The organism is Tessaracoccus bendigoensis DSM 12906 (genome assembly GCF_900141915.1).
Taxonomy (GTDB): Bacteria; Actinomycetota; Actinomycetes; order Propionibacteriales; family Propionibacteriaceae; genus Arachnia; species Arachnia bendigoensis.
The window spans coordinates 40639-66225 of the sequence record NZ_FQZG01000017.1; the positions used below are offsets into that span (position 1 = coordinate 40639).

Here is a 25587-nt window from a genome sequence, read left to right on the forward strand (position 1 = left end):
TCAGAGCGTGCGGAGCATCCTGTCGGCGCGCGCAATCGTCACGCGCTGCCCCCAGCCGAGGGTCAGCCGGTCGCTCTCGATCCCATCGCCGAACGCCACCAGGGTGTCCGACTCGACGACCAACGCGAGCTCCGCCCCATCTGCAAGCCCACCCCAGGCCAACGAGACCCCTGTCGAGGGTGAGGGCCAGGCCTCCCGCACAAACCAGACGAGTTCCGGGTCACCGGCCCCAGGGAGCGGAAGCGAGGGCTCCGTGCCGCGCTGAAGCGAGGCGCACCACCCGGTCGATCCCGTCCCGGTCCCGACGATCAGCCCAGACGACGATTGTCGCTCCGTCCGGCCGTCGACCTCGATTCGGTAGCGGGCCGACTGATGGGTCGGCTGCCCGACGTAGATCTCATTGAGCGCCGTCAATTCCTGGCCGTCGTCGGTGCGGATGATCACCATGGTGCGCTGCATGGTAGGGGCCCTACCGATGCTCGCCAGCAGCCGGGCACACTCCGAAGGGCGGTGCGGGACGAGGACACCGGCGTGTCGTCCTGGGTTGATGCCGACCACGACCTGACCGTCCAGGTACTTGGCGACGTTGGCGACGAGCCCGTCCTGGCCGACCACCACGACCACATCCTCAGGGCCGAACACGAAGCGGGCGAGGTCTGCCCGCTCCACCTCGGCACGCCGCCAGTCCGCGGGGATGGCGGCAGCCACCACGGAGCGGGCCTCCTCCTGGGCGCTCCGCGCGGCCTCAAGGTCGTCGAGGCCGCGGCCCCGGCCTGCCAGGAAGAACGCCGCCTGGCCGCGGGTGCCATGGCGCGCAAGCAGTTCCTCGTACTCGGTCGTTCGGTGGACCACCACCGCTCTCGGGCTTGTCATCTTGCGTCTTCCTTCGCCGTCAGTCCTGCTGAGCGCCGGTCAGCCTGCCCAGCATCCCGGTCAACAGATCCGGGGTCAACACCAACTGGTCGACCTGAGGCAGGTTGGCAGCCAGTTCACGCAGGGCAAGGCCGATGAGGACGTCGCGGCCCGCCTCCTGATAGGCCGCCAGCTTGGCCGCCTCAGCCTCCGCCTCCGCTGCACCGAGGACCCGGGTGGCTTCCGCCTTCGCCTTGGCGAGGGTCGCCGACCGCCCTGCTTCGGCATGCACGCGCACCTCATCGGCCTTCGCCGCGTCCTCCGCCTCCCGCTTGGAGTTGGCACCCTTCTGCGCGATCAGTTGCTCCTGCCGCCTGGCCAACTCGATCTGATTGGCCAACTCGTTCTCACCGATCGCCGCCTCCCTCTCGACGGCAAGCGCCCGACGCTCGAACGTCGCCTTGTCGGCCTCCTGCTGCACCTGCTCGCGCGCAGGCATCTGGAGCGCCCGCTCGACCTCGGGTTCGGGCCTCAGCAGCGAGAACCGGATGCCGATCACCTCGACGCCGATCGCGACCAGCCGCTCGTCGCCGCGAAGCCCCGCGAGCGTGTGGGTTGCAAGGTTCGAGGCGTCAAGCGTCAGCACCTCGCGCAGCGACAGACCCGTCAATGTCGCTGTGACGGCGGCGGTGGCGGCCCCGTTGATCATGGCACCCACCGTCTCGAGCGGGTTCTCCAGCCAGGTCCCGTTGCCAAGGTCGATGGAAAAGTCGACGCGGGCGGCGGCCTGCGCGGGCGCCGCGAAGCGGTAGGTGATGGTCGCGGGCGCCGTCACCTCCTGGAGGTCCGACGTGCGGACCCGCACCAGCGCCTCCTGTTCGCGATCATCGATCGGAATCTCGCTGATGGCGGCCGTCATGGGCCGGAACCAGAAGGTGGCACCGACCCCGGCCTCGCGTCGGCGACCGTTGGCCAGGCATTCGATGTGCGTCGTGGCGGTACCGCGCAGGTGCCGGACGAGGGGGAATCGGGTGATCGTCGCCATCTTGGTTCTCCTCAGAACTTGTTTATCGTTGGCATGACGATAACTATTAGAAGGGTCGCGTGTCAACCTGACGATAAGGGCGGTAGGGTGGGGCCCATGCAGGAGTTCTTCGTCACGGTCGACCTGGTCGTGCTCACCATTCTGGACGGCAGCCTCAACGCCCTCGTGGTCAAGCGGAAGTACCCACCGTTCGAGGGCAGTTGGGCCCTGCCCGGCGGCTACGTCGCAGCCGACGAGGACCTGCCCGCGGCCGCCTACCGCGAGTTGGAGGAGGAGACCAACCTGCGCGAAGGGGTTCACCTGGAGCAGTTGGCCTCCTACGGTGCCCCCGGGCGCGACCCCCGCGGCCGCACGGTGACGATCGCCTGGCTGGCGCTGCTGCCCTCCTCGTCCGATCCCTCGGCCGGGACTGATGCCTCCGACGCCGCTTGGCGCCCCGTCACGGACTTCATGGAAGGCGGGCTACCGCTCGCGTTCGATCACGCGCAGATCCTCGCCGACGGTGTCGAACGTGCGCGCGCGAAGCTGGAGTATTCACCGCTGGCTGCGGCGTTCTGCCCTCCGGAGTTCACCGTCGGCCAGTTGCGGGCGGTGTACGAGGCCGTGTGGGGTGCCCCGATCGACCCCCGGAATTTCCACCGCAAGGTGACGCACGCCCCCGGCTTTCTGGAGCCAACCAGCCAGGCGAGCAACGTCGACGGCGGCCGCCCGGCACGCCTCTACCGGCGGGGCACCCTCGACTTGCTGAATCCGCCGATCACACGGGCCACGACTGGCCTCACGGCCCCGCAAGGTTCCACCGATCAATCCTGAAACAACGTCACAGACCGCCGTCCGGGCATGCGAAAACGCCGGGGCGACGTGTTGGGTTCCGCCGCCCCGGCGTCCATTGGCGCCAACTCGGGCAACGCCTATTCGGTCTTGTCCTCCACCGCATCGGCTTCAGTGGCTTCGCCGGGGTCAGCGGCCTCACCCTCGTCGGCATCGTCGGCCTTCGCCTCTGCCCGGCCCCGTTCGACCAGGTCCTGGAAGGTGCGCCCGACATCCCCGACGAACCGGTCGAGCTGTTCCCCGAACTGGGAGAAGAGGTGCGTCGCATTCGGCTCCTCCTCCATCTCGGGGTGCTGGTCTGCGTAGCGCTTCTTCTGCTCCTCGTAGTACTCCTTGACCCGGTCGCTCAGAACGCCGACCAGGCCGACGGTCGCGTATGCGGTGTCGGTTGCGGCCTTGGCGATCGCCTCGCCAAGCTTCGCGGCGTCGAGGTCGAGGTGTAGCGTGTCGAGTTCGGAGCGTTCATCGCCCTGCTGGGTGTCGTCCGCATCGACGAAGGCCTCGTGCTGTGCCTCGGCGTCGATGAACGCCTCCACCCGCTCGGGCGCGACGTCCTGCTCGTGCTCACTCATTTCTTGGCACTCCTCCCACGTTTGTCGTTCCTTCCAGTCTGCCCACAACGACGCCCGGGCAGTAGGGTCAGGCCCCTGGAAACACCCTGGCCGGACCCTTACGACGCCGCCTCGTTGCCGGGCCCGGCCCAGGTTGTCAATCCCGTCGAAGGCCGGGGGTCAGAAGCCGAGCTCGGCTGCGACCGACCTGATGTGTTCGGCGCTGGCCCGCAGGCCGCGCAGTTCCTCGTCCGACACCGGAAGCTCCAACGCCTTGACGACGCCGGCGCGGCCGATGATCTGCGGCACCGACATGCACACCCCCGAGATGCCGTGCCAGTCGTGCAGCATTGACGAGACAGGCAGGATCGCGTGCTCGTTGCGCAGGATCGACTGGATGATCCGGGTACCGGCAAGCCCGATGGCGTAGTTCGTGGCGCCCTTCCCGTCGATGACTTCGTAGGCGGCCCCGACGACCCGCTCGGCGATCTCCTGCCGACGCGCCGTGCTCAGCTGGCCGGTCTGCTTCTCCCAGTCGGCCAGGGGAATACCGCCGATGGTCGAGGTGCTCCACAGGGGAAGCTCAGAGTCGCCGTGCTCACCGCACATGTAGGCGTGTACGTTGCTCATGGCGATGTCGCATTCCTGCGCCACCAGGTAACGCAGCCGTGAGGAGTCGAGCACGGTGCCGGACCCGAAAACCTGCCCGTCCGGCAGCCCGGAGATCTTGACGACGGCCTGGGTTACGACGTCTACCGGATTGGTCACGAGCAGAAAGACCGCCTCGGGTGACTGCTCGACCAGCGGCGGCACGATCGACTTCATCAACGAGACGGTCTTGTCGGCCAGGTCCATCCGGGTCTCGCCCGGCTTCTGCTTTGCGCCGGCCGCGATCACGACGATGTCCGAGTCTGCGGTGACAGCGACGTCGTCGGACCCGTCGATCTTCGCCGGGGGCAGGAACTGGCTACCGTGAGCCAGGTCGAGCGCTTCTGCATGTACCTTCTTGGCGTTGATGTCCTGGAGGGCCACTTCCGATGCCGCTCCGCGGATGAGTGCCGCGTAGGCGAGCGAGGTGCCCACCGCCCCGGCTCCGACGATGGACAACTTCGTTCCGGTTCGATTCTTCACGTTGATTTCCTGCTCCTAGTTCTCTCCGTTACCTGACCCCCGCCAGGTCACTCTCAGGTGACTTCGGGGGACGCGGGAAGTGCACGCAAGGTGCGGGTCTGGAAACGGCCTGCTTGGACGGCCCCGGAGACCTCTGCGGTGAAAACCCGCGAGGTGGCCTCGTCCGTCTGAAGCCTGCGCACCACCTCAGCGAGCCGGTCGACCTGCTGGTTCAACTGGTCGACCTCCGCCTCCAGCGCAAGGATCCGGCTGACCCCTTCGAGATTGATGCCCTGCTGCGAGAGGCTCTGCACATGGCGGAGCCTCGCGATGTCACGCAGGGAGTATCGACGGCCCCGCCCGGCCGCCCGCTGAGGGACGACCAGCCCGAGTCTGTCGTAGCCACGCAGGGTCTGCGCGTGCATGTCTGCCAGCGAGGCGGCCACCGAAACGGGAAACACGGCCGCGTCGGGATCGAATGGCTGCAGGTGCTGGCTCATCGCCTTCACCCGCCGAACAACGCGATGCGCGGGTTTGCTTCGTGTGCCTTGGCGGCATACTCCTTGAGCGCCGCCTTCGCGTCTTCGCTGAGGTCCTCGGGAACCTCGACCTTGATTGTGACCAATAGGTCTCCCATGGTCCCGTCGCCCTTTCGGACGCCCTTGCCGCGGACCCTCATGGTGCGGCCGTTGGGGGTCGAGGCCGGGATCCGCAGCTTGACCCGCGGCCCGTTCAGGGTCGGGATCTCGATCTCCGCCCCCAGCGACGCCTCGGCGAACGTAACCGGCACGTCGAGGGTCAGGTTCGTGCCACTCCGTCCGAAGAGCTTGTGCGGCGCGACGTGTACCAGGACGTACAGGTCGCCTGAAGCGCCGCCGTTCTCACCTGCCGCGCCCTTCCCCTTGAGCCGGATCCGTTGCCCGTCCTGCACCCCGGCCGGGATACGGACCTGCATGGTGTTGGAAGACTTGCCCCGCCCTGAGCCTTCGCAGACCGGGCAGGGATCGTCGACCAGCAGGCCGCGACCGAGACACTCGACACACGGCTCACTCATCGAGAAGACGCCGCCCGACTGCGTGGTGTGCATGCCGGAGCCTTCACAGGTCGGGCAGACGCGGGGCAGGGTTCCGGCCTTCGCACCGGTACCACGGCACGCGCTGCACGGCTCGTCGGAGACGGTGCGCAATGAAATCGTGGCGCCCTCGGCGGCCTGCTCGAAGCTGATCTTCGCCTCACCTTCGACATCCGCGCCCCGACGTGGGCCACGCTGGGTGGTGCGTCTGCTTGAGGTGGTGGTTCCGCCCCCTTGGAACAGCCCGCCGAAGATGTCGCCGAGCCCTCCGGCGCCGCCCGCATTCGCGCTGGCGTTGCGGAACAGGTCCTCGAACCCGGCCCCACCACCGCCGGGCTGGGCGCCACGGTTGAACTTGAAACCGCCACCGAACAGGCTCCTGGCCTCGTCGTACTCCTTGCGCTTGTCAGCATCGCTGAGCACGGCGTTGGCCTCCGAAGCCTCCTTGAAGCGCGCCTCGGCCGCCTTGTCACCCGGGTTCTGGTCTGGGTGGTTGGCGCGCGCGATCTTACGGAACGCCTTCTTGATCTCGTCGGACGAAGCGCTCTTGGAGACGCCGAGAATCTTGTAGTAGTCCTTTTCGAGCCAGTCCTTCGTACTCACTCCCGCTCATCTCCTTTCAAGGAATCGGGTTTTCAGGGGTTCGCAACAGCGACGCGTGCCGGTCGGATGACCCGACCCCTCAGCTGGTAGCCCTGCTGCATCACCTGCGAAATGGTGGTCACCTCGACCGGAAGGTCGAGCGGCAAGGCCATAAGCGCCTCATGCAGCACCGGGTCGAACACCTCGCCGACCTCACCGAACGCGACGAGGCCATACTTGAGCGTGACCTTCTCCAACTCGTCGGCTACGAGCCTGAACCCACCGTCGATGTCGCCGTGCTGCCGCGCGAGGGAAATCGAATCCAGCACCGGCATGAAGTCGGTCAACACGGACTCGACACCGAGCTGTCGGGACAGGTCACGGTCGCGGTCGACCCGCCTCTTGTAGTTGACGTATTCGGCCTGCAGCCGCTGCAGATCGGCGGTGCGCTCTGCGACGAGAGTCTCAAGCTCGCCTTCCCGATCGGAGAAGGCCTCAGGCTCAGCCCCTTCGGCAGTCGCGGGCTCGGCCTCAACACCCTCGGGTGAGGGCGCCGCTTCGGCGCCCTCACCCTGAGCTACGCGGTCCGCATCCATGTGCGAATCGGTCACTTGTCTTCCTTTTCCTCATCGACGATCTCCGCGTCGACGACGTCGTCGTCACCCGAGGCGCCCCTGGATTCCTGGCCCTCGGCCGGAGCCGACTCCTGCGCCTTGGCCTGCGCCGCGGCATAGATGGCCTGCCCCATGGACGCGGCCTTGGTGTTCAGGTCGTCGATCGCGGCCTTGACCACGTCGTTGTCCTCGCCCTTCAGCGCCTCCTTCAGCTTCTCAGTGGCTTCCACCACCGGGGCCTTGATGTCCTCACCGATCGTCTCGGCGTGCTCGGCGAGGAGCTTCTCGGTGCGGAACACCAGGGCGTCGCCCTCATTGCGCATGTCGACCGCCTCGCGACGCTGGCGATCCTCCTCTGCGTGAGCCTCGGCCTCCTTGACCATGCGGTCGATGTCGTCCTTACCGAGGGCGGAGCCGCCGGTCACGGTCATCGACTGCTCCTTGCTCGTTGCAAGGTCCTTCGCCGCGACGTGGACGATGCCGTTGGCGTCGATGTCGAAGGTGACCTCGATCTGCGGAACAGAGCGGGGTGCGGGCAGAATGCCGGTGAGCTCGAAGTTGCCGAGCGACTTGTTGTCGCGGGCGAACTCGCGCTCGCCCTGGTACACCTGGATCATCACGGAGGGCTGGTTGTCCTCGGCAGTGGTGAACACCTCGGACCGCTTGGTCGGGATGGTGGTGTTGCGCTCGATGATCTTGGTCATCACGCCGCCCTTGGTCTCGATACCGAGGCTCAGCGGGGTGACGTCGAGCAGTAGGACGTCCTTGACCTCACCCTTGAGCACGCCGGCCTGCAGCGAGGCTCCGAGGGCGACGACCTCGTCCGGGTTGACGCCCTTGTTGGGCTCCTTGCCACCGGTGAGTTCCTTGACGAGGTCGGCGACGGCCGGCATACGGGTCGAGCCACCGACCAGAAGGACGGTGTCGATCTTGTCGACCGAGGTCTTGGCGTCGGAGATGACCGCGTTGAACGGCGCGCGGCAACGGTCGAGCAGCGGCTGGGTCATGCGCTGGAACTCGGCGCGGGTCAGCTTCTCGTCGAGGTGAAGCGGGCCTTCGGCCGAGGCGGTGATGTAGGGCAGGTTGACCGAGGTCTCGGACGCGGAGCTGAGTTCGATCTTGGCGCGCTCTGCAGCCTCCTGCAGGCGCTGGCGGGCCATCTTGTCCTTGGACAGATCGATCCCGAACTTGTTCTTGAACTGCGTGACGAGCCAGTCGACCACGACAGCGTCCCAGTCGTCGCCGCCGAGGCGGTTGTCGCCCTTGGTCGCCTTGACTTCGAACACGCCGTCGGCGATGTCGAGCAGCGAGACGTCGAAGGTGCCGCCACCGAGGTCGAACACGAGCACCGTCTGCTCCTTGTCGGCCTTGTCCAGGCCGTAGGCCAGAGCGGCCGCGGTGGGTTCGTTGATGATGCGGTCGACCGTCAAGCCGGCGATCTCGCCCGCCTCCTTGGTCGCCTGGCGTTCGGCATCGCCGAAGTAGGCGGGAACCGTGATGACGGCGTTGGTGACGGACTCACCGAGGTACGCCTCAGCGTCACGCTTCAGCTTCTGCAGCACGAATGCGGAGACCTGCTGGGGGTGGTATTCCTTGGCGTCGATGTCGACCTTCCAGTTGGTCCCCATGTGACGCTTGACGGAGCGGATGGTGCGGTCGGTGTTGGTGACCGCCTGACGCTTGGCGACCTCGCCGACGAGAACCTCACCCGACTGCGTGAATGCGACGACCGAGGGGGTCGTCCGCGCACCCTCCGCGTTCGGGATGACGGTGGGCTCGCCGCCTTCAAGGACGGCGACAACCGAGTTGGTGGTGCCCAGGTCGATGCCTACTGCACGAGCCATGTGTGTTTTCTCCTTCTGGAGTGGAAGTTTCTGTCTGATCCCTTGAGCGGGGCTGACTCAAGTTAAGCACATGAGTCAACCAGACTCAAGTTCGATCTTGAGTCGCCTGGACTCAACCTCTGCGGCGGCTACGATTGGCGCATGGGCCTGGACATCTACGTCGGATCGTTGAGCCGCTACTACCTCGGCGACTGGCACAGCGTCGTCGCGCAGGCGGCCCGCGCCGAAGGCATCCAATTCTCAACCGCGCGCCCCGAGGCACCGGAATCGCCCGGCGATCCGGCCGACCTGGAGGAGGCGGTGGCTGCGTGGCAGTCCGCGCTCGGGGAGGCGCTCGGGCTCAAGGACCTGTGGGCCGACCGGGCGAACGCCCCCTATGCCACCGACCAGCCACACTGGCTCGGCTACGGGGCGTTGGTGCTGCTGGCGGCCCACCTGGAGCGGCCGGACCTGGCCGATCCGTCCGACACCCCGCAGGAGTTCGCCTCCAGCACCGCCGTCGAGGCTGTGAAAGCGGCCGGCAGCGACCTCTACCCCAGCCTGATCGGCGGAGCCGAATGGTGGCTTCCGGCGCCGGGGGTGTCGGCGACCTTCACTGGCACCACCGTCGACGGCGAGACGGTCGCGATGGCCACGCTCGACCTGCTGGAGCGCGAGTTGGACCACCTGCGAGAACGCCTGGGCATCGACGGGGCGGCCTTGACCGAGGCGCTGCTGACGGGTGGGCCCGATCCGGATTCCGCCGATCAGGACCCGAAAGGGTTCCGGGACGGGTGGGTCGTCTTCGGGCTCGCGGTGTTTCTCGAGCTGACCCGCCAGGCGCAGCGGATGCAGCTGCCGCTGCTTCTCGACTACTGAGCGCGCCCCCCCCTACTTCGCGAGCTTCACCTCGTTGCCGGCCCACCACAGAAAACCCTTGAGCACGAGCGTCCCATTCGACCCGTCGCCCATCGCCTCCCGGTTGATTTCGTTACCCGCCATGATCGCCAGCGACTGGTCGATCACCCGGACCCCCTCCGGCACGAAGATGTCGCTGCCCGCCATGACGGCATCCAGCGTGAGTTCGACGATCCGGCCGGGCCCCATGGCGTCGCTCAGGTCGTAGTTGTTGCCGCCCCACCAGGCGAAGTTGCGCAGCTTGCGTGTGCCGGACTCGACCCGGACATCGCGCCCGGACATGATCGACACGCTGAACCCGGCGTCGGGCGGGGCCGTCTCCGGGACGGCGGCACGCCCTTCCCTCTGGGCGGGGAGATCCTGCCAGTTGTCGGCCGAGACCCCGAGCGGCGCCAACCCACGCCCCTCCGGGAGGTCGGCCACGACGTCTGGCAGTTGGTCGAGGTACCGGGCGCGCAGGACCTGCTCTTGACGGTCCTTCATCTCGTTCAGGTCCAGCCGACCCGACTCGTAACCCTGCTGAAGGATGGTCAGATACTGATCCCGTTCGGCGTCGCTGGCCCTCAGACGGCGTTCTGGAAGGTCTGCCTCGCTCATGACCCCGACGCTACCAGGCTCCCGGCAGGGCGATCAGCTGTGCGGCGCCGTCACCTTCCTGGGGGTGCACTGGTTGAGCAGGACATCCCCCGACAATTCGGGGAACATTGCCGCACACCAGGCCTCCGCATCCTCTCGTGAATACAGCCCACCGGGATCGGCGACGCTGTGCCACAGATCCCTGCCCTGTTTGCCCCAGTCCTCGCGCCGCAGCATCATGACCGGCACATCCGGGAATCTCGCCGCCAGGTCCTCGTGCATCGCGAGGATGTCGGTGAAGTAGAAGACGTGTGTCCCGTTGGCCGCAACCTGAAGCGGGTCGGAGATCCCAGGCCGTTTGGCCGAGAGTTCGGCGACCCAGCGCTCGTCATAGGTCAACGGGAGCCATTGCCTGCGGTAGGCCTCCAGCCTGTCCTCCGCCTGCACCTGATCGGCTCCCCCACCGCCAGCGACGTCGATCCTGACGGTGCCGTTGTCTTCGGTAAGCCAGAATCTCGACTCGGAGGTGGCGACCTTGCCCGCCGGATCGACCGTGGTCAGGTCGCAGTTGAGGGTGCCGAGGACGCTGTCGAACCGGCAGCCCGTGACGCTCGCAGAGCTCACGGAGGCCCAGAACTCCGAGAAGGAGGCCCAATCCTCGACGGCCTGGCGGCGGGGTGTCAGGTACTCCCAGCCTGCGTCAGGGTCGCCGGCGACGACACTCAGGTACCGGTTGAGCGCGGCGACGGCGGTTTCCTCGTTCAGGCCCTCGGCGCTGGGAGGCCGCGCGACCGCCGAGGTCGCGCCGGAGGTCGGCTCAACCGTCACGAACACGGTCGAGGTTTCCACCGGCTGAGGCGTCTCCATCGCCGTCTCGGACGGTGGCGGCGTGGTTACCGGCACCGCAGCCGAGTCACCGGAACCCGTGCCGACGATGTACCAGACGCCGAGGCCCGCCAACACCAGTGCCACACCGCCGATGACCGCCGCCGCGGTCCAGTTGGTGCGCCGCACCGGTGGCGGGGGCGGGGCGGACTGCGGTGACCAGCTCTCGGTCATCAGGTACGGATCGACCGAGCGTCCCTGCGCCGGCGGCGTCGAAAGCACGGCGTAGGGGTCGTCACCAACGCTCTGCTGTCTGCGCAGGCAATCGACGCAGAGCGCTGAGCCGTCCGTTGGCCGCCCACATGTCTTACAGGTCATCGTTTACCCCCATCGGCATGATCTCACACCCCGCACCTGACAATACGGCGGGTCAGTGGCTCTCGATCACTTTGCGGACAGCCTCGGCGTTGCCCGCTACCTCGACGACGTGACGGGGCAGGTCTTCAATACCTCGGAACCGGTCCGGGACGGGCGGCACGACGCCGATCGCCTCGACGATGGTCTCCGAGAACTTGACGGGCAGCGCCGTCTCCAACACCACGATGGGCCCGTCGACTCCCGATCGGCGGGCGACATGCACGGCGTCGGCCGTGTGCGGGTCGATGACGATGCCGTCTGCCTCGAACACGTGCCTGATCTCGGCGAGCCGGTCCGCATGCGTCGAGGTGCCTGCGACGAAGCCGAACCGATCGGCCAGCCCGTCAAACTCGGCAGTGGCGCCCAGATCGAACTCGCCCTCGTCGGGGAGCCGCTTCCCGAACAGCTCTGCGACCCGTTGCGGGGCACGTCCGTGCAGGTCGAAGACGAAGCGTTCGAAGTTGGACGCCTTCGAGATGTCCATCGACGGCGAACTGGTGGCAAGGGTCTCGGCCGAGCCACGCACCCTGTACCGCCCGGTGCGGAAGAACTCCTCCAGCACGTTGTTCTCGTTGGTGGCAAGGATCAGCCGGTCGATCGGGAGCCCCATCTCGCGGGCCACGTGGCCTGCCGCGATGTTGCCGAAGTTGCCGGAAGGGACGGCGAAGCTGACGGGCCCGCCGTCGGAGACCTGCAGCCACGCCGCGAAGTAGTAGACGACCTGCGCCATCAGGCGCGCCCAGTTGATCGAGTTGACGGCCCCGAGCCGGTGCCTGGCTTTGAACTCGGCGTCGGCGTTGAGTTCCTTGACGATGTCCTGGCAGTCGTCGAACACCCCGTCCACCGCGATGTTGATGATCGCCGGGTCCTCGATGCTGAACATCTGAGCCTGCTGGAACGGCGTCATCCTTCCGAGCGGCGACAGCATGAACACCTTCACGCCAGGCTTTCCACCGAGCGCGTACTCGGCGGCCGAACCCGTGTCGCCGCTGGTGGCGCCGAGGATGGTGATCGTCTGGTCCCGGCGTTGCAGTTCGAAGGCGAACAGTTCGCCGAGCAGCTGCATCGCCATGTCTTTGAACGCGGCCGAAGGCCCGTTGCTCAGGTGTGCGAGCCAGAGCCCGTCGGAGAGGCGGGTGACGGGCACGACCGCCGGGTCGATGAACTTCCCGGGCTCATAGGCCCGCTGCACGATCCCCCGTAGGTCGGCGTCTGCGATGTCGTCGATGAAGAGTCGGAGCACCTCGAACGCGAGCGCGGCGTAGCCGTCCTCCGCGAGGAGTGTGCGCCACCGCTCGAGGGTTTCAGCGTCGACCGAGGGATAGGTCTCGGGCACGTAGAGACCACCGTCGGAAGACAGCCCCTCCAGCAGGATGTCGCTGAACGACTTTCCGGGCGCGGCGGATCGGGTGGAGACGTAACGCATGGCTGGAGTCTAGGCGGTCGGGCGCCGACTCATCCCTTCACGTCGCGTCGCTGGAACAGGACCGCTGCCACAGCGAAGAGCGCAATCACCACGAAGAGGTGGTAGACGATCGACTGCCCGCGGCTGATCACCGTCGTGACCTCCCCCACATAGGGGTCGGTCACGACGACGTTGCCCAGCAGCATGGCTTGCCCGGCGTGGATGGGCAGTAGGTGGAACGCCCACGACGGGAGGTGGTCGATCCCTGACCAGTCGACGAAGGCGTTGACGATGAGCACCCCCGTCGTGGTGGCCATCGCCAGCGGCGCGCTGGGGATGATGAATGCCACGAGCGCGGCGATGATCCCCAGGAACGCCCCGTAGACGACGGCACCGCTCACCACGTCGAGCAGGCCCGGCGCCGTCCCGATCGATTCCAGCCCGTTGAGGGCGAGGAACCCGGTGATCGTGACCGTGGTCGTCGCGATGACCCCGGCCAGCATCAGCAGAGCCCCGAGCACACCGCAGGCCAGGGTGCGGGCGACGAGCACCGCGCTCCGGCGCGGGGTGAAGGTGAGTTGCGTGGCCATGGCCCCAGAGGAGAAGTCGGACACGACGTAGGCGACCACCACCATGAAAGCGATCAGTGCGAGGAAGATCGTGCTCCCCCCGATCCCGTCGCGCACCGCGCGCCCGAAGCTCCACCAGCCCTGCACGTCCGCAAGGGTGCACCCCTGGCACTCGCCGACCGCGAGCATGCGGGCGAAGTCGACCTCGGTCAGGAGCTGTTCCCGGGGCGTTGGTTCCCGGATACTGCCAACCCAGAACGAGGGCAACACGAGCCCGACGAGCATCATGAGGATCAGGCTGCCCCAGGCCCGGCGGCGGTATCGCAACCGTGAGAGTTCGCTGCGCATCAGGTTGGCGAACATCACCGCATCCGCCCCCGTCGACCTTGGGTGGCTGACAGGTCTGCCCCGGAGGTGAGGTGCAGGAAGACCTGTTCGAGGCTGCGCTTCTCCGTCACGAGTTCCCGGGGCCAGAGGCCGACCCTTCCCAGCGTCTCGGCGATCCCTGCGGCGTCCGGGATGCGACCGTCGCGGCTCGAGACGCGCAGCCCGGATTCGTCGGCCTCGACACGCCAGCCGTCGCTCCGGAGCAGGTCGGTCGCCTCCAGCGCCCTGTCGAGGCGAATCCGCACATGCGGGGCACTTTCGAGGAGGAACTCGTCGATCCCACCCTCCGCGACGACTCTCCCATCCGCGACGATCGACACCGAGTCGGCGATCTGCTCGATCTCCGACAGGATGTGCGACGACACCAGGACCGTTCGGCCCGAATCGGCCAGCCCCCGCATCGTGGTGCGGATGTCGTGGATCCCGACGGGGTCGAGCCCGTTGGTCGGTTCGTCGAAGATCAGCACCTCGGGCTGTTTGAGCAGGGTCGCGGCGATCGCCAGGCGTTGCTTCATGCCCAGCGAGTAGGTGGTGAAATGTCGCTCCGCGTCACCGTCCAGCCCGACCTCGAGCAGCACCTCACTGACGCGCCGCGGCGGCGCCCCGATTGACTCGGCCAGGACGACGAGGTTGTTCCTGCCCGACATCCGTGGGGAGAACCTGGGCGACTCGACGATGGCCCCGACACGGCCGATCACCCGCGGGAGGTTCCGAGGCACGGGTTCCCCCAGGATGTTCGCCTCACCGCCGTCGGCGCGCACCAGGCCGAGCAGGATGCGGATCGAGGTCGTCTTGCCCGACCCGTTCGGGCCAAGGAGCCCGTGGACCCCACCGCGCGGCACGTGCAGGTTCAGCCCGCGCAACACCGCACGCCCGGAGTACCGCTTGACGAGCCCCTCAGCCTGGATCGCCCAACCGCCGGGGCGCTGGTGCCAGGGGAGGCTCGACATGCCCGCAAGGCTAGCCTGCGTCGTCGCGCCTGACATCACACCTTGGTCCGAAACGGGTCGGCCTCCGGGTCGGACGTCGGCAGCGGGTCGTAACCGCGCCGTGCCATCGCCCGCCAGCAGAGCCACAGTGGGACCCCGACGATGAACATCGACCAGTAGGGGGGCAGCACATCCTGCAGCGTTGCGAGCAGCGCAAACGCCGCCACCACCACCAGCCACACCCGGTTCAGGGCGGCCCGGCCGCGCGCGAACGCATACAACGGGATAACCCAGGTCAGGTACCAGGGTTGCAGGGCGGGGCCGGCGACGTTGAAGGCCACCAGAACAGCGATCGCGAACAGCCACGGCTGGCCGATTCCAGAGCCGCGGGGCCCGAACCGGATCCACACGACCAGGATCACCGCGACGATCAGGATGGTAGAGATTGTGGTGACGACCGCGTTGGCCACCGGGAACGAGAACACATGGTGGTAGCGGAGGAAAGAGGCCACCCAAGACAGCGGGGCGTTGCTGGTCGCCTCGATCGGGTTACCGGCCGTCGGGTTGCGCCAGCCGAGCCCCCGGGGCAGCGACAGGAGCAGGAAGGTGCCGACGGTGACCGCACCGGGCACCGCGGCGGTCGCGATCAGTCGCGGCCAGCCGTTGCCCTGTCGGATCCGAAGCCCCCAGGCGACCGCGACGACCCCGAGGCCGTAAAGGGCGGCCGACTGTTTGATTCCCATCGCGGTGCCGAGCAGGACACCTGCCACCAGGAGCCCCCGCCAGCCCTTCCAGCCGAGATCCGTCACGGCCAGGAACGCAGCGACGCCGAGCGCGACCATGAGCGCGTCGTTGTGTACACCACCGACCAACTGGATCAGCATGATCGGGTTGAGGAGGCCGGCCCACAAGACCAGCCTGGGGTCGAGCCCGAACCTGCGGGCGAGAGCGGGCAGCACGAGTGCCAGAACGGCCAGGGCCAGGAGGCTCGGGAGCCGCAGCGCGACAAGCGTCCAATACAGGTCACCGCCGGTCATCCGAGCGATCGCCCCGAAAAGCTCGAGCGAGAGCGACGGGTACACCGAGGTCGTCGTGAACCAGTGCACCCCGACCAGGAGCCCGGGAAGATCGGCGTCGCCCAGCGGCGTCACGTATGGGTTGAGCCCATGGGCCACCTGCCATCCGGTCGCGGCGTAGGCGTAGGCGTCCCTCGAATGCATGGGCAGGGCGAACAACATCGGCAGGGACCACAGGGTCGCCGTGAGCACCGGATGCTTCCATCTCGGCCCGAGTTGCCACCACGCCAGCAGCAGCATGCAGACTGCCGGCAGCGTGATCAGGGGCCGCCACCAACTGGCGCGCACCTCAAGGAAACCGTGAAGGTCGGCCGTGAGGCCGGCGATGATCAGCACCACCGCGAGCAACCCGACGAGCACCCAACACCAGGGACGGGCGGGTTGCCCGCCGTGGCCGGTCCTGACCCAGGAAGGCAGCTTCACGCGTATCCCATCTCTCGGCGCAGAGTGGCCAGCCTAGCGTCAGCATGGGGAGATCGTGTGATGCCGGGTTAGGCTTGCCCAATGCGAAACGACTCTTCCCCCCTGTCGAGGGCCCACGCATGACCGGGCACCGCGTCGTCGTGATCGGTTCTGGTTTCGGCGGGCTGTTCGCCACGAAGGCGCTCCACCACGCCGAGGTCGACATCACCCTGCTGGCCAAGACCACTACCCACCTGTTCCAACCGCTGCTGTACCAGGTCGCCACGGGTGTGCTGTCGGAAGGCGAGATCGCCCCCGCCACCCGTGAGATCCTGGCGCATCAGCCCAACGCGCAGGTGTTGCTCGGGCTCGTGGAGGACATCGACCTGACGAACCAGGTCGTCAAGTGGCGCTTCCACAACGACTATCACGAGACCCCCTACGATTCGCTGATCGTCGCCGCAGGCGCGGGGCAGTCCTACTTCGGAAACGACCAGTTCGCGACCTTCGCACCGGGCATGAAGACCATCGATGACGCCCTCGAACTGCGCGCCCGCATCCTCAAGGCGTTCGAGGTGGCGGAGTTCACCACCGACCCGGAGGAACGCAGCAGGTTGCTGACGTTCGTGGTCGTCGGCGCGGGACCGACCGGCGTCGAAATGGCCGGGCAGATCAGGGAACTGGCCAGTTCCACCCTCGCCGACGAGTTCCGCTCGATCGACCCCACCACAGCGCGGGTCGTCCTGGTCGACGGTGCCTCGCAGGTCCTCCCCCCGTTCGGGGCGAGCCTCGGCGCGAAGACCGAGAAGGCCCTGACGAGGTTGGGGGTCGAGGTGGTTCTCGGGGCGATCGTCACCGCTGTGGACGATGACGGCCTGACGTTGCGCCACAAGGACGGCAGCACCGAGCGGATCGAGGCGGCCTGCAAGGTGTGGGCTGCGGGTGTGAAGGGCAGCGAACTCGGCGGGATCCTCACGGAACAGAGCGGAGCGGAACTCGACCGGGCGAACCGTGTCGTGGTCGAACCGGATCTGACGCTCCCAGGGCATCCCGAGGTGTTCGTGATCGGCGACATGGCGGCTGTGCCAGGCGTGCCGGGAGTCGCGCAGGGCGCGATCCAGGAGGCCCGCCACGCGGCCCGGATCATCAAGGCACGGCTTGCGCACACCGAACCACCCGGCGCCTTCAAGTACAAGGACAAGGGATCGATGGCGACGATCTCGAAGTACTCGGCGGTCACGAAGATCGGTCGGCTCCAACTCACCGGCATAGTCGCCTGGTTCGCCTGGCTGTTCCTGCACCTGCTCTACATCGCCGGGTTCAAGCAACGGATCACGACCTTGCTCAGTTGGGCGCTTACCTTCATGACCAACGGACGTTCCCAGAGGGTTGTCACCAACCAGCAACTGGTTGGAAGATTGGCTCTTGAGCAACTCGGTTCCGGTGTTTCGGGCAAGTTGATCCACGGCGAGGACATCAAGCCGTAACAGTGACGGCGAGTGAGGAGAAGGTGCGTGGATGGATTCATGAAGGTCGTGCGCGACCTCACCCTCCTCGCTGCCCGGATCGTGGCCGGTGTGGTCCTGGTCGCGCACGGCTGGCACCGCTGGCAGGTGGCGGGCCTCGAAACACAGGTGGAACTCCTCCGCGACGCCGGCCTGCCCGCCGTGTCCGGCCTGGCGGTGCTGACCATCCTGTTCGAGGTCGTCGGCGGCACCCTCCTGGTGTTCGGGCTCGGCACCCCTCTGATCGGGCTCGGCATGGTGGCCATGAACGTCGCCACCATCCTGACCACGAAGGCGGGAAACGGGTTCTACCAGTTCACGAACGGCTGGGAATACAACCTGGTCCTGGCCGCCCTAGGGCTGCTGCTGCTCGCCTTCGGGTCCGGTCGTCTTGGGCTCGATCCCCTGTTCCGGCGCCCGCCACGCGACGCGGAGAACCTGATCGGCGAGGGCCCCTGACTCGCCACCTATGAGGAATTGGGTCCCTCGCCTATCGAGCGCGCAGCACGAACCCCGGGCGTTCGGCTTGAGCTTCGACTTGAGCATTGTGTGGCGACGACTCGGCCCGCTGTAGCCGAGTCAAACGTCCCGTCGCCTGGAATTGACGTACATCGTCCAGCCACCGGAGATGGCGACCAGCACTCCCACCCCTCCGACGGCGAAGCCACCGAACAGCGCCAGTTGCAACGGGCTCAGGTTGGCCACCGAATCCCCCACCCCCATCGTGGAACCGATCAGGAAGCCGAACAGCGGACCGAGAAGCGCGAACCCGGCGCCGAGCAGCATCCGCCACATGCCCGGCGGCGCGGGCACCAGGTCGATGGGACGCCCGGGTTGCGGCGCGGTGTCGACGGCACGGGGATCAGGTGTGGATTCGGGCATCGTGGTTCATCCCTTTCAGGTTGGGCTGTCTGGCCTGATCGGCCAGGCCGAGCAGCGGGGCGACAATGTCCATCGGCAACGGGAACACTATGGTCGAGTTCTGATCCGCCCCCAGTTCCAGCAACGTCTGCAGGTAGCGAAGCTGGAGGGACGCCGGGGATTCGCTCAGCGTTCTGGCCGCGTCCCGGAGCTCGGTCGAGGCCTGCAACTCGCCCCGGGCGCTGATCACCTTTGCACGACGTTCACGCTCGGCCTCGGCCTCACGCGCCATCGCGCGTTGCATCATCTCGGGGATCTCGACGTCCTTGATCTCGACGATCTGCGCCTCCACCCCCCATGGTTGAGTCTGCCTGGCGATCGTGTCGGCCAGGTCCTGGTTGAGGTCTGCCCGGTGCGCGAGCAGGGTGTCGAGTTCGGCCCGCCCGACCACCGAACGCAGAGTCGTCTGCGCGATCTGTGAGGTCGCCACCGCATGGTTCTCCACCTCCATCACCGACTTGACCGGGTCGATCACCCTGAACAGCACGACTGCGTTCACCCGCGCGGTGACGTTGTCCCTGGTGATCACCTCCTGCGGCGGGATGGTGAGGGTCACGACCCTGAGGTCGACCCGCACCAACCGGTCGAGGCCGGGGAAGATGAACAACACACCCGGCCCGAGGGGGCCCCGGAGCCGCCCGAGGCGGAAGACCACGGCACGCTCATACTCGCGGATGATCCGCAGGCTCCAGATCACCACCACCAGCAGGAGGGCTGCGACGATGAGCACGATGACGATCGGATGCATCAGATCCTCCTGGGCTGGTCTGAACGGTAGACGGTGCGTCTGGTCTGCTGCCGCCTCGCCAGCAGGAGCCGCTCGTCGGCGTTGTCGTCCGACGACTTGAGCAGCACCCCGGTGGGGTCGGCGGGGGTCCGGCGAAGGTGGGCGAACAGCGGCAAGGTCGCGGCGACCGCCAACACCGCGACCCCGATCAGCACCCAGGCCACCAGATGGTCCTCGGTAGCGGCGGCCTCGGCCAACGGCCAGGCCGCCCCCAGCACGCCAACGGTGCAGGCGATCCCGCGGTGGAACCGCGCCGATTCGGACGCGGGCCACGGGTCGACCTGTCGCTGCATCTCTCGCCCGGAGTCGGACACGGTACAGGTGTCCTTCACCGGGCACGTGTTGCACACCGTCGGCAGGGCCTGGTATCGCATCACCCGGTTCTCGGGATCGAACGACTGGGGCCAGAGCCACTGGTCCTCGGGGCAGAGCCACGCGTCGTGGCTCTCGTGGTAGACGAAACCGCCGCTGCGTCGCCGCTCCAGGGAATGCGCGGCCCGCCTGGCCAGGGCGTCGATTCCGTAGGCAGTCGCCACCAGCACGGCCGCGTAGCCGATGGCGAACCACGTCATGGCGTCCCATGCTCCGGTGAAAGGCATGGCTCAGCCCTGACCGTCCAGGCCGGTGCGGTCGAACTTCGCCTCTGGATGCTCCTCGACATACAGCGTCTCGGGTTCGAGCACGTGCGTGCGCTTCGTGATGGCGTGTCTCACACCCGTCCAGGCGATCCACACGAACGGGGCCACTCCGCCGACGAGGAAGATCACGTCGCCTGGCATCCTGAGCCATTCGAGGACGGCGTTGCCGGGGGTTGCGATGTAGCCCAGCGTGCGCGCCTCGTAGTAGCCGTCGTTGACCGAGTGCCAGAGTTGGAGCACCCCGAGCGGTAACAGTGTGGCGAACACCATCCAGGCCAACCCGATGTTGAGTGACCAGAAGGAGAGCTTCGCCAGTCGCTCCGGCCACTTCTCCGGTTTGATGATGTATCGAAGGGCGAACAATGCGAGCCCGACCGCGAGCATGCCGTAGACGCCCATCATGGCGGCGTGCGCATGGTTGGCGGTCAGCGCCGTACCGATCTGGTAGTACGAGACGATCGGCAGGTTGATCAGGAACCCGAAGATACCTGCTCCTACGAAGTTCCAGAAGCCGACTGCCACCAGGAACATCACGGCCCACCGGTGCGGGAACGGGGCGCTGCTGCGAGACTCCTGGCGTGCGCCGAGTTGCAGGAACGTCCAGGCTTCAACGGTCAGGAACGTCAGAGGCACCACCTCCAACGCCGAGAAGAACGCGCCGAGTGCCATGTGCTCAACTGGGGTGCCCGAGAAGTAGAGGTGGTGCATCGTGCCGAGCACGCCGCCGAGAGAGTAGAGGATGACGTCGAGGAAGATGATCTGGATCGCGATCTTGCGCCGCACCACCCCCAGCATCACGAAGATGTAGGCGACCATGACGGTGGTGAACAGTTCCAGGAAATCCTCCACCCACAGGTGGACCACCCAGAACCGCCAGAACTCCGCGACAGTGATGTGTGTCTCGTTGCCGGCGAGCAGCCCGACCGCATAGAACGCTGGGATCGCGAGCCCCGAGTAGAAGAACAGCCATGGCATGTTGACCTTGCTCTCGGTCTTGAGCCGGGAGGAGATGGCACGGAAGATGATGGCGATCCACAGGAACAGCCCGATCACCAGCAGCACCTGCCACACCCTCGGCAGGTCGAGATACTCCCACTGCTGGTCGAAGAAGGGTGAGCCCTTAGCCCATTCGGGGCCGAACGCGCTGACGGCGGTACCTACCAGGGTTCCCCCGACGACTATCGCAAGCGCGCCGAGCAGGCCGACCGCCAGCCAGGACTGCTTCTTCGGTTCGCGGCCTGAGATGATCGGGGCCAGGAAGATGCCTGCGGCCAGGAACGAGGCTGCCGTCCACAGCAGCGACAGTTGCACGTGCCAGGTACGCGCCAGGTTGAACGGCAGCAGCTGCGCCAGGTCGAGGCCGAAGAAGTCGCTCAACTCGGCACGGTAGTGCTCGATGGCAGCCCCCAATGTCGCCTGGATCGCGAACAGGATGGACACCACGAGGAAGAACCAGGCCGTGACCTTCTGGGACGGGGTGATGGCGACATCCCCCGGTTGCAGGAACTGGAGGCTCGGCGCCTCGTTGGCGTGCCAGCCGATCTTTCGTGACCAGCGGCCGTAGATTGCGAAGAGGCCTCCCATCCCGAAGAGCAGCGCGGTCAGGGACATCGCAGACCAGACGAGGATGTCGGCGCTCGGCTGGTTGTCGACACGTCGCTCGGGTGGCCAGTTGTTCGTGTACGAGTAGGAGTGGCCCGGACGTTCAGCCGCCGCAGCCCATGCGGTCCAGGCGAAGAACGCCGTCAAATCGTGGATTTCGTCCGGGTCGGTGATCAGGTTGGGCAGGAGCCCGTACTTGGTGGTGGGCTCGCCGAAATAGTCAGCGTAGTGGCCCTTCAGCGCTTCGAACGCTGTCACCTGTTCGGGTGTGAACACCAGCGTGCCGGTGGCCTCGTCGTAGCGGTTGGTGCGCATGAGCTCGACGAGCGCCTGCGACGGGTCCGCGACGCCTGAGTTCCGAAGCTGTTCGGCGATGTTCTCGGAAGAGAGGCGAAGGTACTCGGCTGTGTAGTCAGGGCCCAGATAGCCGCCGTGACCGAGGATCGAGCCGTATTGCTGCAGGCCCCTACGCAGGAAGATCTCCTGCCCGTTGGTGATGTCCTCGCTGGTAAACAGGACATTGCCGTCCGCGGTCACCACACGCTCCGGCTGAGGCATGCCGTCGCTGTAGGTGCGGTAGGCGAGAATGCCCATCACGAGAAAACCGAAGACGAAGACGAGCGCGACGGCCTGCACCCATCCCTTCGAGATGCTGAGGTGGGACCGGCCCTTCGGGTCGGTCTTCTCGGTCTGTTCCAGTGCCATGACAACTCCGTCCTGCCCCCGGGGGGGCACTTGGGTTGAAGGATGTGAGGGCGCAACAAAGTCGTTGGGATTCTGACCGCTCAGGTGCGGCCGCTTCGGGGCGCGGAGCTACTCACGCGTCTTGGCGTTTTCTCGGCCCGGTCCGGTCACCGGGCTACCGCCCCGGCCTGGCATGCCAATAAAAAGCGACCTGCCGTCGGGGCATTGGCCCACACTAACCCCGCCCAGTCGAACGCGCCGGAGTTCTCCCAAATACCTTGGGTTTGAACCCGACACCCTGTCCCCTCCCTGCGACCCACAGCATCCACACAGGGAACGCATAGCTTTCACCTGTGTCGAGGTGCCAGGGTTGGATCATGGCCAGCACCGAACCACTCAGCCGCCCTGACGGCACCCCCATCCGCATCCTCACCGTCGACGACGAGCCGAGCCTGATCGAACTGCTCTCGATGGCGATGAGGTACGAGGGCTGGGACGTGTACACGGCTACCACCGGCAGCGACGCCGTCAAGGTCGCCCGCGAGGTGGGCCCGGATGCCCTGGTACTCGACATGATGCTGCCCGACTTCGATGGCATGGAGGTGATGCGCCGCATCCGCACCGAGCAGCCCGATGTGCCGGTCATCTTCCTGACCGCGAAGGACGGGGTGACCGACCGCATCGCTGGGCTCACCGCGGGCGGCGACGATTACGTCACCAAACCCTTTTCCCTTGAGGAGGTCATCGCCCGGCTCCGGGGCCTGCTGCGCCGCTCGGGTGCCACCACGGTTCGCCCTGACACGCAGATCATCGTCGGAGACCTGATCCTCGACGAGGACTCGCACGAAGTGACCCGGGCAGGGAACCAGATCCATCTGACGGCCACCGAGTTCGAGCTGCTGCGGTTCCTCATGCGCAACCCGAAGCGCGTCTTGTCGAAGGCCCAGATCCTCGACCGGGTCTGGAATTACGATTTCGGTGGCCAGGCCAACGTGGTTGAGCTCTACATCTCGTATCTGCGAAAGAAGATCGATGCGGAACGGGAGCCGATGATTCACACCATGCGTGGCGCCGGCTACGTGCTTCGGCCGGCTGGCGCATGAACCCGAGACGACGAGGCTCGCTCGCCTCCCTCGTCCTGCCCCGGATGATCGTGACGGTCGCCGTGATGGCGATACTGATGTGTCTCGGGACCGTGCTGGCTGCCCGGAGCATCCTGTTCGACCAGCTCACCAACGAGTTGAACTCCGTGCAGGAGCGTCAGCTCAAGGCCGCGCACCCAGGAGACGTCCTGGCCGGAATCTCGTCGCCAGGCATCCCGGACGGCACGATCATGGCTACGAAACAGCCCGACGGTCGCGCACAAGCCCTGGTGATCCGGATAGCTGAGGGCGACCGTCTGACCCAGGAAGAGGTCTTGATGCTGCTGGACGTGCAAGCCGACGGCATGGACACGTCCCTCACGCTTCCGGGCGCCGGTTCGTACCGGGTGCGTGCCTACGAGACCAGCTTCGGCAAGGTCACCATCGGGCTGCCCACCGACCGGATCGACACTGCACTGGCCAGGCTGACCTGGCTGGCTGCCGCACTGTCCGCGTTGGCCGTGATCGCGACGGCCCTTGTCACCCGGGAGGTGCTGCAGCGCGCGACGCGGAAGCTGAGCGAGCTCACCGACACCGCGGACAACGTCAGCCACCTGGAGTTGGAGAGAGGCTCGGTCGAGGTGCCGAGGGTCGACGTGGGCGACCTGCCCGAGGACAACGAGGTCACCCGGCTGTCTGCCGCCTTCAACCAGATGCTGTCGAACGTTGAGAGCGCGCTGACCTCCCGCGAGGCATCCGAGACCAAGCTGCGTCGGTTTGTGGCAGACGCCTCGCACGAGTTGCGCAATCCGCTGGCCGCGATCCGCGGGTACGCCGAGCTGGCGCAGCGTCATCCGGATGCGGACGGTGCGATGCACGCGATGGGTCGGATCGAATCCGAGTCGACACGCATGTCGAAGCTCGTCAACGACCTCCTGCTGTTGGCCCGGCTCGACTCGGATGTCAAGACCGCACCCAGCGTCGTCGACGCCGTGGAGGTTGTCGTCAACGCCGTCTCCGACTCGCAGGCGGCCAGCCGCGACCACCGTTGGCTGTTGGACGTGCCCAGTTCTGAGGTTGAGGTGTCGGCCGACCCCGACCAGCTCCACCAGGTGATGGTGAACCTGCTGTCGAACGCGCGCACCCACACGCCCGCCGGCACGACGGTCCACACCAGCGTGCATGTCTCGGACGGCATAGTCGTCATCGCTGTGTCGGACGACGGGCCGGGGGTCCCACCCGAGACGTTGCCGAAGGTGTTTGAGCGGTTCACCCGCGCCGACGAGGCGCGGACGCACACGGCGGCACAGTCGACCGGGCTAGGTTTGGCGATCGTGAAGGCGCTGGTCGAGGGCTGGGGAGGGACGGCCGACGTTGCGTCGCGCCCGGGATTGACGACGTTCGAGGTGCGGCTCCCGTTGGTCGATCGCTCCTGAGCGTGAGTCGGTGGAGCCGGTCCCCCTCGCGTCGGTTGAGCCGGTCCCCCTCGCGCCGGTTGAGCCGGTCCCACCGCGCGAAGCGCCGGGGACCGTGACGAAACCATCGCGACCATTACCGCAAACCCTCCCAAGAACCTGGGGCCGGGCTTCTGCACCGTGTGCAAGGTGGTTTCGTCACGCCCTCGTTCGTTCCTCACGAGGCTGCTCAACCAGCGGTCGGTTGAGCCGGTCCCACCGCGCGAAGCTCCAGGGATATGCCGTCGACACCAGGGATATGCCGTCGACACCAGGGATATGCCGTCGACACCAGACTTCTGACGTCGACACCAGCGGAAAGGCTCGTCACCAGCGATCCGGCGCCGATACCTGCGGAAAGGCTCGTCACCAGCGGTATACAGCTGGTGTCCAGCGATACTGCTGGTATCGGCCACAAATCGCTGGTGTCCACGACCATCAACAGCACCACCAGCGTCGTCTCGAGGCACACACCATGGGGACAACCGGTCGCCAGCCGGGTGCCCGTCACCTGCCTTCTGACGTCGACACCAGCGGAAAGGCTGGCCACCAGCGATCCGCCCCCGATACCTGCGCAAAGGCTCGTCACCAGCGATCCGGCGCCGACACCTGCGGAAAGGCTCGTCACCAGCGTTATACAGCTGGTGTCCAGCGATACTGCTGGTATCGGCCACAAACCGCTGGAGTCCACGACCATCAACAGCACCAGCGGGAAGCTCAACACCAGCAATCCACCGTCGACACCAGGGATATGCCGTCGACACCAGACTTCTGACGTCGACACCAGGGATATGCCGTCGACACCAGACTTCTGACGTCGACACCAGCGGAAGGGCTCGTCACCAGCGATCCGGCGCCGATACCTGCGGAAAGGCTCGTCACCAGCGGTATACGGCTGGTGTCCAGCGATACCGCTGGTGTCGGCCACAA

At 66.7% G+C, this 25587-nt stretch carries 26 protein-coding genes; 6 read left to right on the plus strand and 20 right to left on the minus strand.

The annotated features are described in order from the left end of the window. Together BUC15_RS06055 and BUC15_RS06060 are read right to left on the minus strand one after the other, a co-directional pair. Complete coding sequence (locus tag BUC15_RS06055; protein WP_073186634.1) at positions 1-873, minus strand: NAD(+)/NADH kinase; 873 nt, start codon at positions 871-873, stop codon at positions 1-3. A 19-nt stretch (positions 874-892) separates the two neighbouring features. Next, positions 893-1897, minus strand: coding sequence for an SPFH domain-containing protein (locus BUC15_RS06060; protein WP_073186635.1), 1005 nt, complete (start codon positions 1895-1897; stop codon positions 893-895). A 96-nt stretch (positions 1898-1993) separates the two neighbouring features. Here BUC15_RS06060 and BUC15_RS06065 point away from each other — a divergent pair, with 96 nt between their 5' ends. Next, positions 1994-2710, plus strand: a complete 717-nt coding sequence (locus BUC15_RS06065) for an NUDIX hydrolase (RefSeq protein ID WP_073186636.1) — start codon at positions 1994-1996, stop codon at positions 2708-2710. Positions 2711-2808: 98 nt separating this feature from the next. Here BUC15_RS06065 and BUC15_RS06070 read toward each other — a convergent pair whose 3' ends face one another. From BUC15_RS06070 to dnaK, 6 genes are all read right to left on the minus strand, one after another. After that, on the minus strand, positions 2809-3300 hold the full coding sequence (locus BUC15_RS06070; RefSeq protein ID WP_073186637.1) for a hypothetical protein: 492 nt from the start codon (positions 3298-3300) through the stop codon (positions 2809-2811). A gap of 159 nt (positions 3301-3459) precedes the next feature. Further along, a complete protein-coding gene (locus BUC15_RS06075; protein WP_139280110.1) occupies positions 3460-4410 on the minus strand; it encodes an L-lactate dehydrogenase in 951 nt (316 codons plus the stop codon). A gap of 53 nt (positions 4411-4463) precedes the next feature. After that, complete coding sequence (locus tag BUC15_RS06080) at positions 4464-4889, minus strand: heat shock protein transcriptional repressor HspR (RefSeq protein ID WP_073186639.1); 426 nt, start codon at positions 4887-4889, stop codon at positions 4464-4466. Between the two features lie 5 nt (positions 4890-4894). Then, positions 4895-6064: a molecular chaperone DnaJ gene (gene dnaJ, locus BUC15_RS06085; RefSeq protein ID WP_073186640.1), complete on the minus strand. Its 1170-nt coding sequence runs from the start codon at positions 6062-6064 to the stop codon at positions 4895-4897. Positions 6065-6096: 32 nt separating this feature from the next. After that, complete coding sequence (gene grpE, locus BUC15_RS06090) at positions 6097-6654, minus strand: nucleotide exchange factor GrpE (protein ID WP_425443334.1); 558 nt, start codon at positions 6652-6654, stop codon at positions 6097-6099. Then, complete coding sequence (dnaK, locus tag BUC15_RS06095) at positions 6651-8501, minus strand: molecular chaperone DnaK (RefSeq protein WP_073186641.1); 1851 nt, start codon at positions 8499-8501, stop codon at positions 6651-6653. The genes grpE and dnaK overlap by 4 nt, the downstream gene beginning before the upstream one ends. Before the next feature lie 141 nt (positions 8502-8642). On the opposite strand from dnaK, the gene BUC15_RS06100 reads away from it, so the two are divergent. Continuing rightward, positions 8643-9359 (plus strand): hypothetical protein, encoded by a 717-nt coding sequence (locus BUC15_RS06100; RefSeq protein ID WP_073186642.1) that lies wholly within the window; start codon positions 8643-8645, stop codon positions 9357-9359. A 12-nt stretch (positions 9360-9371) separates the two neighbouring features. On the opposite strand, the gene BUC15_RS06105 is transcribed toward BUC15_RS06100, so the two are convergent. Genes BUC15_RS06105 through mptB form a run of 6 tightly spaced genes read right to left on the minus strand, consistent with a single transcriptional unit; the run spans position 9372 to position 16005 of the window. Then, positions 9372-9995 (minus strand): DUF1707 SHOCT-like domain-containing protein, encoded by a 624-nt coding sequence (locus BUC15_RS06105; RefSeq protein ID WP_073186643.1) that lies wholly within the window; start codon positions 9993-9995, stop codon positions 9372-9374. Between the two features lie 33 nt (positions 9996-10028). Then, positions 10029-11177 carry a hypothetical protein gene (locus BUC15_RS06110; protein WP_139280111.1) on the minus strand — a complete coding sequence of 383 codons (1149 nt, stop codon included), beginning with the start codon at positions 11175-11177 and terminating at the stop codon, positions 10029-10031. A 52-nt stretch (positions 11178-11229) separates the two neighbouring features. Beyond that, entirely contained in the window at positions 11230-12642 is a 1413-nt protein-coding gene (gene thrC, locus BUC15_RS06115) for a threonine synthase (RefSeq protein ID WP_073186645.1), read from the minus strand. Between the two features lie 29 nt (positions 12643-12671). Further along, the gene (locus BUC15_RS06120; protein WP_073186646.1) at positions 12672-13553 is read right to left on the minus strand and encodes an ABC transporter permease subunit; all 882 of its coding nucleotides are present in this window, start codon (positions 13551-13553) and stop codon (positions 12672-12674) included. Next, on the minus strand, positions 13553-14527 hold the full coding sequence (locus BUC15_RS06125; protein ID WP_084189402.1) for an ABC transporter ATP-binding protein: 975 nt from the start codon (positions 14525-14527) through the stop codon (positions 13553-13555). Before BUC15_RS06125 ends, BUC15_RS06120 begins: the two co-directional genes overlap by 1 nt. A gap of 35 nt (positions 14528-14562) precedes the next feature. Next, positions 14563-16005, minus strand: coding sequence for a polyprenol phosphomannose-dependent alpha 1,6 mannosyltransferase MptB (gene mptB / locus BUC15_RS06130; RefSeq protein ID WP_073186647.1), 1443 nt, complete (start codon positions 16003-16005; stop codon positions 14563-14565). Positions 16006-16124: 119 nt separating this feature from the next. Between mptB and BUC15_RS06135 the strand changes: the two genes are divergently transcribed. Continuing rightward, positions 16125-17471, plus strand: a complete 1347-nt coding sequence (locus BUC15_RS06135; RefSeq protein WP_073186648.1) for an NAD(P)/FAD-dependent oxidoreductase — start codon at positions 16125-16127, stop codon at positions 17469-17471. Between the two features lie 27 nt (positions 17472-17498). Continuing rightward, on the plus strand, positions 17499-17948 hold the full coding sequence (locus BUC15_RS06140) for a DoxX family protein (RefSeq protein WP_139280112.1): 450 nt from the start codon (positions 17499-17501) through the stop codon (positions 17946-17948). Between the two features lie 120 nt (positions 17949-18068). Here BUC15_RS06140 and BUC15_RS06145 read toward each other — a convergent pair whose 3' ends face one another. From BUC15_RS06145 to BUC15_RS06160, 4 genes are read right to left on the minus strand one after another with little or no spacing between them, the layout of a single operon-like run. After that, positions 18069-18371: a hypothetical protein gene (locus BUC15_RS06145; protein ID WP_073186650.1), complete on the minus strand. Its 303-nt coding sequence runs from the start codon at positions 18369-18371 to the stop codon at positions 18069-18071. Further along, a complete protein-coding gene (locus tag BUC15_RS06150; protein WP_073186651.1) occupies positions 18352-19158 on the minus strand; it encodes an SPFH domain-containing protein in 807 nt (268 codons plus the stop codon). Before BUC15_RS06150 ends, BUC15_RS06145 begins: the two co-directional genes overlap by 20 nt. Beyond that, positions 19158-19796, minus strand: coding sequence for a hypothetical protein (locus BUC15_RS06155; protein WP_217652130.1), 639 nt, complete (start codon positions 19794-19796; stop codon positions 19158-19160). Before BUC15_RS06155 ends, BUC15_RS06150 begins: the two co-directional genes overlap by 1 nt. A gap of 3 nt (positions 19797-19799) precedes the next feature. Next, complete coding sequence (locus BUC15_RS06160) at positions 19800-22142, minus strand: nitric-oxide reductase large subunit (RefSeq protein WP_073186653.1); 2343 nt, start codon at positions 22140-22142, stop codon at positions 19800-19802. Positions 22143-22498: 356 nt separating this feature from the next. On the opposite strand from BUC15_RS06160, the gene BUC15_RS06165 reads away from it, so the two are divergent. Beyond that, on the plus strand, positions 22499-23224 hold the full coding sequence (locus tag BUC15_RS06165; RefSeq protein WP_073186654.1) for a response regulator transcription factor: 726 nt from the start codon (positions 22499-22501) through the stop codon (positions 23222-23224). Beyond that, on the plus strand, positions 23221-24639 hold the full coding sequence (locus BUC15_RS06170) for a sensor histidine kinase (protein ID WP_073186655.1): 1419 nt from the start codon (positions 23221-23223) through the stop codon (positions 24637-24639). Before BUC15_RS06165 ends, BUC15_RS06170 begins: the two co-directional genes overlap by 4 nt. Before the next feature lie 208 nt (positions 24640-24847). On the opposite strand, the gene BUC15_RS19370 is transcribed toward BUC15_RS06170, so the two are convergent. Both BUC15_RS19370 and BUC15_RS20320 read right to left on the minus strand, forming a co-directional pair. Then, positions 24848-25381 carry a hypothetical protein gene (locus BUC15_RS19370; protein ID WP_139280113.1) on the minus strand — a complete coding sequence of 178 codons (534 nt, stop codon included), beginning with the start codon at positions 25379-25381 and terminating at the stop codon, positions 24848-24850. Further along, a partial coding sequence (locus BUC15_RS20320) for a hypothetical protein (RefSeq protein WP_217652131.1) occupies positions 25375-25587 on the minus strand: 213 nt, incomplete at its 5' end. The genes BUC15_RS19370 and BUC15_RS20320, both read right to left, overlap by 7 nt.